The sequence below is a fragment of the Pseudofrankia sp. EUN1h genome (genome assembly GCF_001854645.1).
Taxonomy (GTDB): domain Bacteria; phylum Actinomycetota; class Actinomycetes; order Frankiales; family Frankiaceae; genus Pseudofrankia; species Pseudofrankia saprophytica.
This window is the reverse complement of the sequence record NZ_MBLN01000051.1, coordinates 63,939-77,642: the sequence shown is the minus strand read 5'-3', so window position 1 is coordinate 77,642 and position 13,704 is coordinate 63,939. Positions and strand designations below refer to the sequence as shown.

Genomic DNA, 13,704 nt, shown 5'->3' with positions numbered 1-13,704 from the left:
GGACAGGTGTCAGGCGGCCCGGGCCGAGGTGCGGGGCGGGCGGCGGCCGGAGACCTGGTAGAGGCGGGCGGTCCCGGCCGTGGCGGTGAGGACCGGCCGGGGGAGGGCTAGCAGCGCGGCGCGCAGGTCGTCCAGATGGGCGGCGGAGGCGAGGCCCGCGTCGAGGGTCGCGTCCCGGGTCGCGTCCAGAGCCTCGGCCAGCAGGAGTGGCGAGTCCAACGGCAACGGAGCGGCGCTGAGGCCGGCCGAGATGTCGGTCAGGCCGACGGCGCTGAAGAGGGCGGGCAGCCGCGGGCCGATCTGTGGGTCGCCGCCCTGGGCGCGGATCGTCATGGTCAGAAGCTCGATGAGCTCGGTCAGGACCTCCGGCGGCGCGTCGTCGGGCGGCGGCGTCGTCGGGACGGTGAAGTAGACGTCCTCGACGGCGACCACACCACCGGGACGGACAGCCGTGGCCATGGCGCGCAGCGTCTCCATCGGGTCCGCGAGGTGCCCCAGCAGCAGCCGGCAGTAGGCCAGGTCGAATCGGCCGCGCGCGGCCGGCAGCCCGCCGGCGTCCGCGTTCAGGAACGCGACCCGTGCACCCACCTGGGCCGCGTTGTGGCGGGCGACCCGCAGCGACGCCGGGTCACCGTCGACGCCCACGATCCGCCCGCCGGGCCGGACCCGGCCCGCCAGCAGCACGCTGACCTGGCCATGCCCGCACCCCACGTCCAGGCAGCGCCAGCCCGGCCCCAGGCCCAGCCCGGTCAGGAACGCCTCCGTGCCCGGCTCCAGCGCCCGGGACTGCGTGGCCAGCCGATGCGCGTCCGCCTCGCCACCGTGCAGCGCGTAGCCGACCGTCGGTCGCACGGTCCGGGCGCCGACGGTCGCCTCGCTGGGCGGGACCTCGCTGGGCGGGAGCACCGATGGCGCAGGCGGCGCGAAACGGTCGACGGTGATCTCGCCGGCCTGGTCGCCGGGCTGGTCCGGACCGACGTGTTGGCTCGCGGGGCGGCCAGAGGGTGCGCCGGGTGGGGTGGCGCCGGGCAAAGGGGTGGCGCCGGACCGCGCGGTGGCCGGGGACTCCTGCGGGCTGCCCGCCGGTATCCCGGGTGCCGGCGCCGGCATCTCCCGCGGGCCGGTCGTCTCCGGCGAGTGGGCGGGCAGCCTGGCCGCGGCCTGGTCGGCGAGCCTGCCGAACCAGGACCAGGCGCGTTCGGCCGCGCGGTCGGCCCGTTCCGCCCATTCGGCCAGGTGCGGATGCTCCGCGTGCACGCCGGCCGCGGCGTCGTGGGCGTCGGCGTCGTGGGCGTCGTGGTCATCGGCGTCCTGGTCGGCGATGCCGCTGTCCCCGCGGGAAGGCTCGTCCCAGTGCCGGGCGCCGAACTGGGCGTAGGGGTCGCGACCGTATGGGCTGGACAGGCCGGAGCCGTATGGCCCCGGACCGGCCGCGGGCCAGGCGAGCCGGGTGGCCGCGGTGCCAGTACCGGCGAGCCGCCAGCCCTCGCCGGTCTGCCCCGCGGCGCCGGTATGGTGCGCGGCCCGGTCACCGGCGCTCTGGCCGTGTCCGGGCGGGGACTCGTCCGGACACGGCCAGGCTCCGGGGTCGCCATCGTCGCCAGGTGTGGGGAGTTCGGGGAGCGGGTCGGTCAGGGGGTCCGGTCGGTGCTCGGCGGCCGGCGGACAGACCGAGGACACCGGGGCCTGGCCGGGCTCGGTCAGACCAGGGCGGCGCGTGTCGTCGGCCCTCCGGTCGTCGGACAGCCAGTCGTTGGACCGCCTGTCGTCGGACCGGGTGTCGCTGGGTCGCGCGCCGCCGGCGTTGCCGTCGTGGTGAGCCTGGTCCGCCATGTGGTCACCCCCCGGACCCTCGCATCCCATCGTGCGCGCGGGAGCCGGCGGCCCGCCACCTGGAGGGCGGCCGGCTCACGACGGGTGTTCGGGACGGGAATTCCGGACGGGAGTTCGGGACGGGTGTTCCGGACGGGTGGGCCGGGTGCTCAGAAGGAGCGCTCAGGAGCGGCGGACGGTGGTGGCGGCGCGGGCGCGCAGCTCGTAGCGGACGACCTTCCCGGTGGCGTTGAGCGGGAGCGCGTCGACGATCTCGACGTAGCGCGGCGCCTTGTAGTTGGCCATCTTCCGCCGGGCCCAGGAGATGATCTCCGCGGGCTCCGGCACCGGCTCGCCGGCCCGTGAGACGACGTAGGCCATGCCGACCTCGCCGAGCCGCTCGTCGGGGACGCCGACGACGGCGACCTGGGCGATCGCCGGGTGCTCCGCCAACATGCCCTCGATCTCCGCCGGGTAGGCGTTGAAGCCGCCGACGATGAACATGTCCTTCTTCCGGTCGGTGATGGCGATGTTGCCACCGTCGTCCATCACCCCGATGTCACCGGTCCGCAGCCAGCCGTCGGCGTCGATGGTCTCGGCGGTCGTCCCGGGGTTGTCGAGGTAACCCTTCATGATGTTGAACCCGCGGGCCAGGATCTCGCCGGGCTCGCCCCGCGGCACCTCCTTGCCGGCGTCGTCGACGACGCGGATCTCCACGCCCTCGAGCGCACGGCCGGAGGTGCGCGCGACCAGTTCCGGGTCATCGGTGTGCCTGCACATGGCGACAGTTCCCGTGGTCTCGGTCAGGCCATAGCCGGTGACGACGGTGCGCAGGCCCAGGTCGGCGCGCAGCCGGCGGACCAGCTCGACCGACACCGGGGCGGCACCGGTGACGGCGAGCCGCCAGCTCGACAGGTCGTAACCGGTCAGGTCGCTGTTGAGGATCGTCTCGTACACGGCCGGCGGGCCGGGCAGCATGGTGATCCTCTCCTCGCCGACCAGCCGCATCACGGCGGGCACGTCGAAGACCGGGTACGGGACGAGCGTCGTGCCGACCAGGATGGTCGCGAGCAGGCCCGCCTTGAGGCCGGCGGTGTGGAAGAACGGGTAGACGAGCAGGTAGCGGTCACCGTGGCCGAGACCGATGACGTCCGCCCAGGCCGTATAGAGCCGGGTCGACGGCCCGTGGGCGAGCATCGCGCCCTTCGGCTTCCCGGTGGTGCCAGAGGTGAAGATGATGTCGCTGAGGCTGTCGCCGGTGAGCGCGGCCGCGCGGGCGGCGGTGGCCTCGGCGGGAACGGCGGCGGCGCGGGCGGCGAAGTCGTCCCAGCGGGTGGTGCGGGGGCTCGCCGGTCCATCGAGCACGACGACCTCGGCGAGGTCCGGCAGGTCCGGCTCGGCGAGGATCGCGGCCGCGTAGTCCGTCTCGAGGAAGTCGGTGACGGTGAACAGGATCCTCGCCCGGGTCGCGCGCAGGAGCCCCGCCGCCTCGCCTCCCTTGAACCGGCTGTTCACCGGGACGAGGACGGCGCCGGCCCGGTAGATCCCGAGCGCGGTGACCATCCAGCGGTAGCCGTTCGGCGCCCAGATCGAGACCCTGTCGCCGGCCGCGACACCGCTGCCGACCAGCGCCCGGGCCACCTCGTCGGCGGCGGCCGCGAGCTCGGAGAACGTCAGCCGGACGTCGCCGTCGACGACCGCCTCGTCACCCGGCCACAGCCGGGCGGCCCGCTCCAACACGGCCGGGATCGTGGCCGGCGGACCGTCCCCGGCGCCGGGCGCCCCCGCGGCGCCGCCCGCGCGGGTCTCGTCCTTGTCGCTTGGGTTCTGGCCTAAGTCGTCGACGCTCTCAGCGGTGGTCATCCGACGCTCCACTCCTGGTGGCTCGATGGCTCGCTGGCGGGCGCGGGGCCGCTCTGCCGGGGCGCCCGCTCGCGGGCCGTTGCTGGCTGCCACGGTGATGACCAGAGGAGGCTGGCGTGGGCCCCCGTGCCTGGACTCCCGCGCGCGGCACATGACGATATGCGCTCCGCGACCGCAGGCCAATCGTTTGGCGGGCGGCCGGGAGGCGTCGGCTGGCGCTCACCGTGGTAACGCGGCAACGCTCCGTGCCCGGATTTGTCTATCTTATACATATTAGGTCTATGGTCATCCGAGGACTGTCGAGGCACCGGGCGGAGATCGCCGGCCACGTGCGTGGACCGGGTCCCGCATCCCGGCGGCGAGGACAGAAAACGTCGGACCGGTTAACGCGTCGACGGGCCGTCCGGCGGCGGCGCGAAGGCGGCGGCGATGGTGGACAGGAAGATGTCGTCGGGAAGCGCTACGCCATCCGTGGAGACCTCGGGGTCCATTGCGTGATACGCGGTGACCATGGCCGAGAACAGCCGGGCGAGGCAGCCGGGGTCGCCGGGTCGCAAGGTGCCGTCACGCTGGCCCCTGACGAACAGCTCGGCCTCCAGCTCGATTGCCGCGTCATAGCCGCGGGCGAAACCCTCGCGAAAACCGGGTGTTCCGGGCACGCCGGGCGCGGACATGATCTGGATCGAGAGTCGACCGAACTCCGGGTAACGACGGTGGAAATCGACCTGGGTGCGGGCGAGCCGCGCCAGTAGCTCTGCACCGGTGCCCTCGGCCGTCAGGAAGCCGGCCATCAGCTCCATCAGCTCGGCCGTGCGCCGGGTGAGTACCGCGCGCAGCAGCTCCTCCTTGCTGTCGATGAACAGGTACAGAGCGCCGATGGAGAACTCGCACCGTTTCGCGACCTGCTGCAGGCTGGTGCCGCGGTAGCCCTGCCGGCCGAACAGCTCTTCGGCCGCGTCCAGAATCTGCTCCCTGCCGACGCGCAGCCGTTCCTGACGACGTAGCTCGCGCGGGCTGAGGGCGGCGGGTCCGCCCGCGCCGTTTTCGGCCTTGTCCGCGCTGTTTTCGGCCTCGCGCGCGCCGTTCCCGGCCGCGCTGGGTTCGTCCCGGGCCGGGCCGGTGCCCGCGTCCGCGCCGCGGGCACGGGCACCGGCGACGCGGGTGGCGGCCGGGCTGCCCTCGGTGGGGATGGCCGAGGTGGGACGGGACGTCCTCCCCGGCGACGTGGCGGCCATGTCCCCAGTGTCGCACCCGACGCGACCGGCGGCCTCGGCCAGGCCGAGCGCGCCCGCGCGCCCGCCACCGGATCGAGGCACCTGACCGAGGCACCTGACCACGGCACCGGGCCTCCCTGCCCGCCGTCGGCCGTCGGCCCAGGATCCGCCCGACGTCCAGCCAGCCCTTCGGCGCCAGCGGCGACCGGGTGGCCGTTACCGGAATGATTTCGTTCTCGCTGTTGGTCCACAACGAACCGACGGGTGGTCCGCAACATCGGACGAGACGGCTCACGGCCGTTTCGCGGCGGTGAGCCGGGCAGCGGCGTCCGCCGCACCGCCGGGGTCGCGGCGAGGTGTGTTCAGGTCCTGCCAACGCGGTCTATGGCGGAGGTGCACGTCACGACCGGTCCGCCTTATCCGCCTCCGGCGCGAGGCGGAAGCCCCGGGTCGGGAAGGTGACCACCATCACGGCCAGCGCCGTCACGGAGGCGCGGGCGGCCAAGCTCATTAGCCCGTGTACGGATCGGCGACGATCGGGAAGACGGTGGCCGAGCGGGGCGTGAACCCACGGCGCGCCATTCCACTCCGTTGTTCGACCTGCGGGTTTGTTCGTTCTCGTGGCCGCCTGGGCGGTCCTGCCGGAGTCGGGGGTGAGATGGTTGACCGGCGAAGGGGACTACCGTGTGTGACGACAGGTCACCACTGGCAAAACGGTGTCCGTGCCCCGTTGTTCTAGCGATGCGATTTGGATCGTTCCAGTGCGCGCGGTTGCCGTTCGCCGATGCCCCGTCATCTCGCGGATGCAGGGGGTCAGTACAGTTGCCCGTACCTTCCAGGCAATGCGACGCGGCCGGGAGGCCACCGCGAAACCGTGGTCGACCTGTGCGCTCGCGTCGTCCGGTGAGGCCAGTCGACAGTTACGCGGACGGCGCGGCCCGCCGTTCACCCCCATAGTCGCCCCACACGTGGCCCGCACCCAAGGCGCCCTGCAGGTCGGGCGTCGGACGAGAGGACCGGATGCTCCAGAACTGGCCCATCCGCTCGAAGCTGGTGGTAATTCTCATCGTCCCCTTGGTGGCCTTGGCCGTGCTCAGCGCTATACAGGTGCGCGGCAACGTCGAGAGCGTCGCGTCCGCGAACCGAACCAAGGCGCTCGCCGGCTTCGCCGTCAAGGCGAACGCCCTGATCGCCGCCCTGCAGACCGAGCGAAATGGCTCGCACACCGTCATCGGTACGGGCTACGGGGCGCCGCCAGCCGTCGTCAAGCAGATTCTCACCGATGTCCGTCCGCTCGTCGACCGAGCAGCCGGCGACTACAACACCGCCGCGCGGCAGCTGCCGGGGAGCGCGCGCAACAGCCTGGGTGGCACGCTGGCGAGCATCGACGACCGGCTTTCCAAACTGCCGGCCTACCGCCAGACGGTGGATCGCAGGCAGGCCAATCTCCAGCAGGACATCGTCTACTACGACGGCCTGATCACCGACCTGCTGGAGCTGGACGCGCGGGTCGCGTCCGGTAGCCGCAACGCCGACCTGATCTCGGGCGCAGCCACGCTGACGGCGATCTCGCGGGCGAAGGAGGCCGCCGCCCAGGTGCGCGGCAACATCGCCCGGATCTTCTTCCTGCAGCAGTCCGACCCGGACCTGATCCTGCAGATCCAGGGCCAGGCCGGCACCGAGGACGGCTGGCTGTCGCAGCTCATGGTCACGGCGACGCCCGACGAGCGCCAGGCCTACGAGACGACGGTCACCCCGCTTGCCAGGAACGTCGCGACCATGCGGGACTCGGTACTCAAGGCGCTGATGACCGGCCAGCGGCAGACGACCGAGCGTGAGACCTGGCTGACCGTCTCGGCGCAGAAGATCTCCAAGATGGAGGACGTCGAGCGCCGGATCGCCACGGACCTCGGCGCCACCGCCGACCGGATCTCGACGCAGGCGACCCGCCAGGCCGCGATCAACTCGCTGGCTGTCGCGCTCGTCCTCGCGCTGTCGGTGCTCATCGCGCTGCTCGTCGCGAGCCCGATGATCCGCCAGCTGCGCCGCCTGCGGGAGGGCGCGCTCGAGGTCGCCGACCACAGCCTGCCCGACGTCGTCGAACGGCTGCACCGCGGCGAGCCCGTCGACCTCGCGGACGAGGTGTTCCCCGTCCCGGCGACCACCCGCGACGAGATCGGGCAGATGGCCGAGGCGTTCGGCACCGTGCACGAGGTCGCCGTGCGCACCGCGGTCGAGCAGGCCGCGATGCGCAAGAGCATCGGGGACACGTTCCTCAACCTCGCCCGCCGCAGCCAGGCGCTGATCCACCGCCAGCTGAAGATCATCGACGCGCTGGAGCGCAAGGAGACCGACCCGGACGAGCTCGAGGAGCTGTTCCGCCTCGACCACCTGGCGACCCGTATGCGCCGCCACGCCGAGGACCTCATCGTCCTCTCCGGCTCCAAGCCCGCCCGTGGCTGGCGCCGGCCGGTCCCGATCAAGGACGTCATCCGCGGTGCCGTCGCCGAGGTCGAGGACTACACCCGGGTCAAGGTCCTGCCGGTCGGCAGCGGCGCGATCAGCGGCCACGCGGTCGGTGACGTCATCCACATGCTCGCCGAGCTGATCGAGAACGCCACCTCGTTCTCGCCGCCGCACACCCCGGTACAGGTCACCGGCCACGAGGTCTCCAACGGCTTCGCCATCGAGATCGAGGACCGTGGCCTGGGCATGAGCCCAGTCGAGTTCAAGTCCCTCAACGACCGGCTGGAGAACCCGCCGCCGTTCGACCTGACGACCTCCGAGCGCCTGGGCCTGTTCGTCGTCGGCCGGCTGGCCGAGCGGCACAGCATCAAGGTCCGGCTGCGCACCTCGCCCTACGGCGGCACGATGGCGATCGTCCTGATCCCGGGGACGCTGCTGCGGCCGAACGACGCCGTCCCGGACGACCTCACTCCCGTCGGCGCCGGCGGCGGCCTGGTCGACGGCCGCGAGCTCGCGGCCGTCGGCGCGGGCGGCCGCGAGCTCGCGGGCGACAACGAGCCGCTGGAGCTCGGCACCGCCAACGGGCGCGGCGCCGGGATGTTCGCCCTGCCGCCGGCGGACGCCGGTCCCACCTCGGGCGGCCGGGCGGGCGACCGTGGGCTGGCGGCCGACGAGCCGGGATCGATGACCACGGAGCTGGCCATGCCGGCGGGCGTGTCGTCCGGGGCGCTCGCGCTGCCGGCGCCCGCGGGCACGCTCGACCCGGGGGAGCTTCCCGCCCCGCCGCCGCTGACCACCCCCATGCCACCGGTGCCGCCGGAGCTGCCGGGCGACGAGTCCGGCCCGCGGGCGATGTTCGGCGGGCCGGTTGCCCGGGGCGACGACGAGCCGCTGCTCGACGACCTGCCCGTGTTCGCCACCGTGCGGTCCAGCTGGTTCATCGCCGACCGGCCGCGGCGCACCGTCACCACCGTCGTGCCGCCGCCGGACGACCCGCTGCTCGGCGAGCCGCTGCTGGGCGAGCCGCTGCTGGGCGCGCCGACCGCGCCCGAGACGGGCCCGACCGTGCGCCCGGCGTTCCCCACCGCCTACTCGGCGCCCATGACCCCGACGCAGCACCCCGCCGACGGCGCGCCGGACCCGCGCTTCGGTGCCCTGCCGAACCGGACCTCGCCGCGCCACCTCCAGCCCGGTGGCCCGCTGTTCCCGGCGCCGCCTGCTCCGGCGGACTCGCTCGGCCCGGCCACCCCCGCTGGTGGGATGGGCGGAGCTGGCCGGACCCGCGGGCCTCGGGCCGGCCAGGCCGCGCCGCAGCCGACCACCGAGGTCGGGCTGCCGCGCCGGACGCGCCGAGCGAACCTGGCGCCCGAGCTGCGTCGGGACAGTCCGGCGCAGTCCAGCCCGCCGCCGCTGGTGGCCGGGCCACGCTCGCCGGAGGAAATCCGGTCGATGATGTCGTCCTTCCAGTCCAACTTCGGCCGAGGACTGGCGGACGCGCAGGGTTCCAGTGACGGTGACGATCAGAGGAAGGTGACCTGATGAGCCCGCTTGGGCCGTCCGAGAACATGAGCTGGCTGCTCAACAACCTCGTGAAGAAGGTGCCTGAGGTCACCTACGCGATCGCGCTTTCCTCGGACGGTCTGCTGCTCGCCACGTCGGCGGGAATGGACCGGGCGACGGCGGACCAGCTTGCCGCTGTCGCGTCGGGCTTCAACAGCCTGGCCCGGGGCGCGGGGCGGTTCTTCGGTGGGGGGAGCGTCCGGCAGACCATCGTGGAGATGGAGCAGGGTTTCCTGTTCGTCACGGCCGTCGGTGACGGTGCGTGTCTGGCGATCCTGTCCAGCCCCGGGGCGGACATTGGCCTGATCGCCTACGAAATGGCCCTCCTGGTTGCCCGGGTGGGCGAGTTCCTCACTCCGGAGCTGCGCGCCGAGATGCAGGCGGCGCTACCCATCTGAATCGCGAGTGAACCTCTTCCCTCTCACCTGGGAACTGAGATAGCCACCACGGCGCCCGGGTGACGGCGGAAAAGTATCAGTTAGCACGGACATCCTGAAGATCAGCACGGACATCCCGAGGAGAGTCGGAGTGTCGCGAGAAGAGGAGTGGTTCGACGACGAGGCCGGTCCGGTCGTGCGTCCCTATGCGGTCACCGGGGGACGCACCAGACCGAGCAAGGGCTCGCTCGAACTGGTTGCGCTGGTCACCACCACGTCGCATGGACGGGCGGCGGCCGCGTCGCTCGACCAGGAGCAGCGCGCCATCGCGGCGCTCTGCCTGCGGCTGCAGTCCATCGTGGAGATCTCTGCCCGGTTGAACATTCCGGTCGGAGTGATCAGGGTTCTCGTGGGCGACATGCTCGACGCGGGCCTCGTCACGGTGCACCGGCCGGCCCGTCCCACGAACCGACCTGACCAGGCCCTGATCGAGAAGGTGCTCAGTGGACTACAGGCCCTCTAGTGCGAGGCCGCCCAGAACCGACGCCGCACCCGCCCCGAGTCCAGTTAAGATCATCATCGCGGGCGGGTTCGGYGTGGGCAAGACGACCTTCGTGGGCTCCGTCAGCGAGATAACCCCGCTGACGACGGAGGCCGCGATGACCGCCGCCAGCATCGGCATCGACGACACGTCGGCCATCGGCGGCAAGACGACGACGACCGTGGCCATGGACTTCGGCCGGATCAGCCTGCTGGACAGCGTGATCCTGTATCTGTTCGGCACCCCGGGCCAGGACCGGTTCTGGTTCATGTGGGACGAGCTGGTGCTGGGCGCGATCGGCGCGGTGGTGCTGGTCGACACCCGTCGGCTGGCCGACTCGTTCCCGGCGATCGACTACTTCGAGGAACGGGACATCCCGTTCCTGKTCGCGCTGAACCATTTCGACGGCGCCAAGCGGTACGAGATCGCGGACGTCCGCAAGGCGCTGGACATCGAGCCGAACCGGCCGGTCGTGCTGTGCGACGCCCGGCGGCGCGAGTCGGTCCGCCAGACCCTGGTGTCCCTCGTCCGGCACGCGCTGGACGTGGTCTCGGCGGAGAACCGCGAGCGCGACCTCGCCGGAACCTGACCGGCCGTGGACGGCCCGGTGCCACAGCCGGACGGCGGGGCTGCCGACCCGTCGCCCGGCCCGCGCGGCCAGGCCGTCCACCCGGTCGCTGCCGGCCGGCGCCGGGAGCGCGAGGGGCGCGGCGCGCAGGGATACGCCGGGGGCGGCGCGGAGTGGCGGGCGGAGGGGGCATTGTTGGATCTTCTCGGGCTCGATGACATCACAGCGGCGCTCTACCGCCTGTGGCTGCGCGATGAGAGCCTCAGCGTCGAGGGCGCCGCGGCCGCGCTGCGCCAGCCGGTGGCGGTGGTCACCCGGTCGCGTGACCGGCTTGTCGCGCTGTCGCTGCTGGTCGCGCTGCCGAACCGGCCGGGCCGCCTGGTGGCGGCCCACCCCGAGGGCCCGCTGGCACAGCTCATCCAGTCCCAGCACGAGCAGCTGATCCGCAGGCACGAGCATCTCGTCCGAGCGCAGGCACAGGTGTCGGCGCTCGTCTCGGAGTTCCGCGCGAGCCGCCAGGAGACGCCGGGCGGAGGTGGGCTCGACCGGGTCGCGAGCTCCGCCGCGGTGCGCACGGAGCTCGTCGGGATGGTCGGCGCCGCGCAGCGCGAGGTGGTCTCGGTGCGGACCAGGGCGACACTCGCCGAGCTCGCCGCCGACCTGCTGCCGCTGGAGCTCGCCGCCCTACGCCGAGGCGTGCGGATACGTGCCGTCATCGCCCGGCCGCGGGCCGGGCTGGCCTGGTCGACCGCCGTCGAGCATCTCGCCGAGGTGGTGGCCGCCGGCGCCGAGATCCGGCTCGCCGACGACCCGGCGGTCGACCTGACGATCGTCGACGACCGGGTCGGCGTCGTGCGGCTCATCGGCGGTACGGGCGGCGCGGGTGCGGCCGGTCCGGGCGGCCCCGGGCCGGCCGGCGCGGCGCCCGGTGCCGACCTCGCCGCCATGGTCGTCCGTGGTACGGATCTCGCCGGCCTGGCGACCGCGCTGTTCGAGCAGCTGTGGGAGAACGCCGACCGGTTCGGCGCCCCGGCCGGCCCGGCCGGTACCCCTGGTGCTACCAGGACCTCCGGTCCCGGCGGCGCGGGCGGCCTCGGCCTCGGCCAGGAGAGCGGCGAGCTCGCGCTGGCCGGCGCCCGGCCCGCCGCGGGCGTGATGTCCGGCCAGCTCGGCGACCCGCGAGGCGTGCCGGGGCAGGCCGGGCACGGCGGCCAGGACGACTCCGACTGGTCGGACGAGCCGGGTGAGGAGCCCGACGGCAGGTTGGGCGACCGGTCGGGCGACGCGGATGCCGACGCACCGCCGTCGCCGGCGGAGCTGCTCCTGCTGCAGTTGCTCGCCGACGGAGCGAAGGACGAGTCGGCGGCCCGTTCGCTCGGCGTCTCCGTGCGCACGGTCCGCCGGATGGTCGCCGACCTGATGCGCCGCCTGGAGGCCCGCAGCCGCTTCCAGGCCGGCATCCTGGCGAAGCGCCGGGGCTGGCTGTAACGCAGGGGTTGGTTGTGGCGGCGCCGCTGGCGCGGGTGGCGCGGGCAGGACCCGGTGGATGCCAGGCCGGGTAAGGACGGTTGTAACACCGCCGGGTAAAGGGCACTAGTTGTGGCAACAGTGTGCCAGCGCAACTAGTTGCCAAGGGGGGGCGTCCGGGAACGCCGGACGAAGCGGGTCGGCTGGGCACAGACTTCCTGCGAGACACCGCATCCGGGACCGGACGCGGYGCCAGGCCCAAACAGCACATCGGCCTCGTCAGCGTCGCAACGGCCGCCTCGGCCCCCGCGCCGCCGGCCATCGGAGCGGTTCTCGCGGCTCGGCCTGCTCGACCGATAGATAGTGCTGTGAGGAGAGAAAGTGTCGACAACCCAACCGCGTACCCCCGCGCAGTGCCCAGCGGGAGGTGCGCGGTGAGCCACCGCACGCTGATCGTCGCTCGGATGAACCCGTCGGATGAGCAATCCGTGGCGGAGGTCTTTGCCGAGTCCGACGGCGGGGAGCTGCCCCACCTCGTCGGGGTGTCGCGCCGGGAGCTGTTCGCCTTCCATGGGCTGTACTTCCACCTCATCGAGGCGGAAGAGAGCATTCAGGCGCCGCTCGCCGACGTGCGGGACCATCCGCTGTTCGTCGACGTCAACACCAAGCTGGCGAAGTACATCACCGCGTACGACCCGGCGACGTGGCGCGGCCCGCGGGACGCGATGGCCAGGAGCTTCTACACCTGGAGGGCGGACTCCGCCCGTTGACGGTGCCCGGTGGCGGTCCGCCGCCGGCCGCCGGCCCGCCACCGCCGCGTGGTGGCAGCTGACCCGCGCCGGATCCGTCCGGTGCCAGCCCGGCTGGCGCCGCGTCACCCTGCGCGGCGCCAGCGCCGTGCGCGCCACGCCTCGCGGCGACGGCGGTGCCCACCTCCCGCGCCGAGGCCTCGTGACCCCAGGTGCCGCCTGACCATTCGMGCCCGTGGGAGCACTCCCGCCACCCGCGTGCGTTCAGCACCGACCGGGTCACCATTCCCAGCCCTGGCCGGACCAACCGGGGCTCGTAGCCGGGTCGCCGGCCCACGCACCCCGCCCGGCCGGCGCCGAATGCCGCGGGTGTCTTCTCGCCAAAGGTGAGAGAAGACGCGCGCGGATCGGTCGCGACGGCTTCCCGCCGGCTGCTCCTTCAATTCGGCATTCGCCTGGTGCCTGGCATCAAGCTGCCTGCTTTCCGGTCGGTGGCCGCGGGGCGTCTTTGCGCGCCCTTTATTGGCCCCACCTGCCGCTACTCTCGGTCAAGCACCCGGCGAGTTGGCAGGAAAGTGACGGCGGCGACATTGTTCGCTGGTTCGGGTACTCACGGGCCATAGTCAGTGGTAATCCTTGGATAGGTACGCTCCAGAGGAGGGATAACTGTGCCCCAGCAGTGGGACTCCGCCGCTCTGCTCGATTTCCTGGTCACCCAGGCCGGCCTTCCCGAGTCCGACCTGCCGGCGACGCTCGATGTCACGTTCGAGGACATCGGCCTGGACTCGCTGGCCTACCTGCAACTGCAGTCGGAGGTGTTCGGCTCGTGCKGGGTGGAACTGCCCGCCGACCCGCCGCCCGGCTACACCCTGGCCGACATCCTTGATGCCGTGAACCTCGCGCTCGCCGCCGGCTAGAGGCCCAAAGGGTGCGCGAAATGCTCCTCCTTCGCGCACCCGGCGGCCCTGGTCCCCAGAGTCACCAGCGGTCCCCAGAGTCACCAGCCAAGAATCGACGCTACCAGGCCCTTGCCCGCTCGTCGGCGCCGGCTCAGGCGCGCGGCCGGCCGGCCCGGCGCCCATGCCCC

9 protein-coding genes and 1 pseudogene are annotated in these 13,704 nt (G+C 72.9%); 7 read left to right on the top strand and 3 right to left on the bottom strand.

Features of this window, described 5'->3' with window-relative positions; genetic code table 11:
- Positions 1-9 precede the first annotated feature (9 nt).
- The 3 genes from BCD49_RS16955 to BCD49_RS16945 form a co-directional block, all read right to left on the bottom strand.
- Complete coding sequence (locus BCD49_RS16955; RefSeq protein WP_007514308.1) at positions 10-1,833, bottom strand: methyltransferase domain-containing protein; 1,824 nt, start codon at positions 1,831-1,833, stop codon at positions 10-12.
- 162 nt (positions 1,834-1,995) lie between these two features.
- On the bottom strand, positions 1,996-3,675 hold the full coding sequence (locus tag BCD49_RS16950; protein WP_007514307.1) for a FadD3 family acyl-CoA ligase: 1,680 nt from the start codon (positions 3,673-3,675) through the stop codon (positions 1,996-1,998).
- Between the two features lie 383 nt (positions 3,676-4,058).
- Positions 4,059-4,991 carry a TetR/AcrR family transcriptional regulator gene (locus BCD49_RS16945; RefSeq protein WP_157845318.1) on the bottom strand — a complete coding sequence of 311 codons (933 nt, stop codon included), beginning with the start codon at positions 4,989-4,991 and terminating at the stop codon, positions 4,059-4,061.
- Between the two features lie 918 nt (positions 4,992-5,909).
- Between BCD49_RS16945 and BCD49_RS16940 the strand changes: the two genes are divergently transcribed.
- From BCD49_RS16940 to BCD49_RS16910, 7 genes and pseudogenes are all read left to right on the top strand, one after another.
- Positions 5,910-8,894 carry a sensor histidine kinase gene (locus BCD49_RS16940; RefSeq protein ID WP_007514300.1) on the top strand — a complete coding sequence of 995 codons (2,985 nt, stop codon included), beginning with the start codon at positions 5,910-5,912 and terminating at the stop codon, positions 8,892-8,894.
- Positions 8,894-9,313 carry a roadblock/LC7 domain-containing protein gene (locus tag BCD49_RS16935; RefSeq protein ID WP_007514299.1) on the top strand — a complete coding sequence of 140 codons (420 nt, stop codon included), beginning with the start codon at positions 8,894-8,896 and terminating at the stop codon, positions 9,311-9,313. Before BCD49_RS16940 ends, BCD49_RS16935 begins: the two co-directional genes overlap by 1 nt.
- Positions 9,314-9,443: 130 nt before the next feature.
- Positions 9,444-9,815 carry a DUF742 domain-containing protein gene (locus BCD49_RS16930; protein WP_007514297.1) on the top strand — a complete coding sequence of 124 codons (372 nt, stop codon included), beginning with the start codon at positions 9,444-9,446 and terminating at the stop codon, positions 9,813-9,815.
- Positions 9,796-10,422, top strand: a complete 627-nt coding sequence (locus tag BCD49_RS16925) for a GTP-binding protein (RefSeq protein WP_071041661.1) — start codon at positions 9,796-9,798, stop codon at positions 10,420-10,422. Before BCD49_RS16930 ends, BCD49_RS16925 begins: the two co-directional genes overlap by 20 nt.
- 1,278 nt (positions 10,423-11,700) lie before the next feature.
- A pseudogene (locus tag BCD49_RS46400) lies at positions 11,701-11,889 on the top strand (LuxR C-terminal-related transcriptional regulator); the annotation flags it as partial.
- Between the two features lie 413 nt (positions 11,890-12,302).
- Positions 12,303-12,638 carry a TcmI family type II polyketide cyclase gene (locus BCD49_RS16915; RefSeq protein WP_007514294.1) on the top strand — a complete coding sequence of 112 codons (336 nt, stop codon included), beginning with the start codon at positions 12,303-12,305 and terminating at the stop codon, positions 12,636-12,638.
- Positions 12,639-13,285: 647 nt separating this feature from the next.
- Positions 13,286-13,534, top strand: coding sequence for a phosphopantetheine-binding protein (locus tag BCD49_RS16910; protein WP_071041659.1), 249 nt, complete (start codon positions 13,286-13,288; stop codon positions 13,532-13,534).
- The last annotated feature ends 170 nt before the right edge of the window (positions 13,535-13,704 follow it).

Coding starts and splice junctions, on each gene's coding strand:
- BCD49_RS16935 (WP_007514299.1), top strand. CDS start 8,894: ATGAGCCCGCTTGGGCCGTCCGAGAACATGAGCTGGCTGCTCAACAAC.
- BCD49_RS16950 (WP_007514307.1), bottom strand. CDS start 3,675: ATGACCACCGCTGAGAGCGTCGACGACTTAGGCCAGAACCCAAGCGAC.
- BCD49_RS16940 (WP_007514300.1), top strand. CDS start 5,910: ATGCTCCAGAACTGGCCCATCCGCTCGAAGCTGGTGGTAATTCTCATC.
- BCD49_RS16955 (WP_007514308.1), bottom strand. CDS start 1,833: ATGGCGGACCAGGCTCACCACGACGGCAACGCCGGCGGCGCGCGACCC.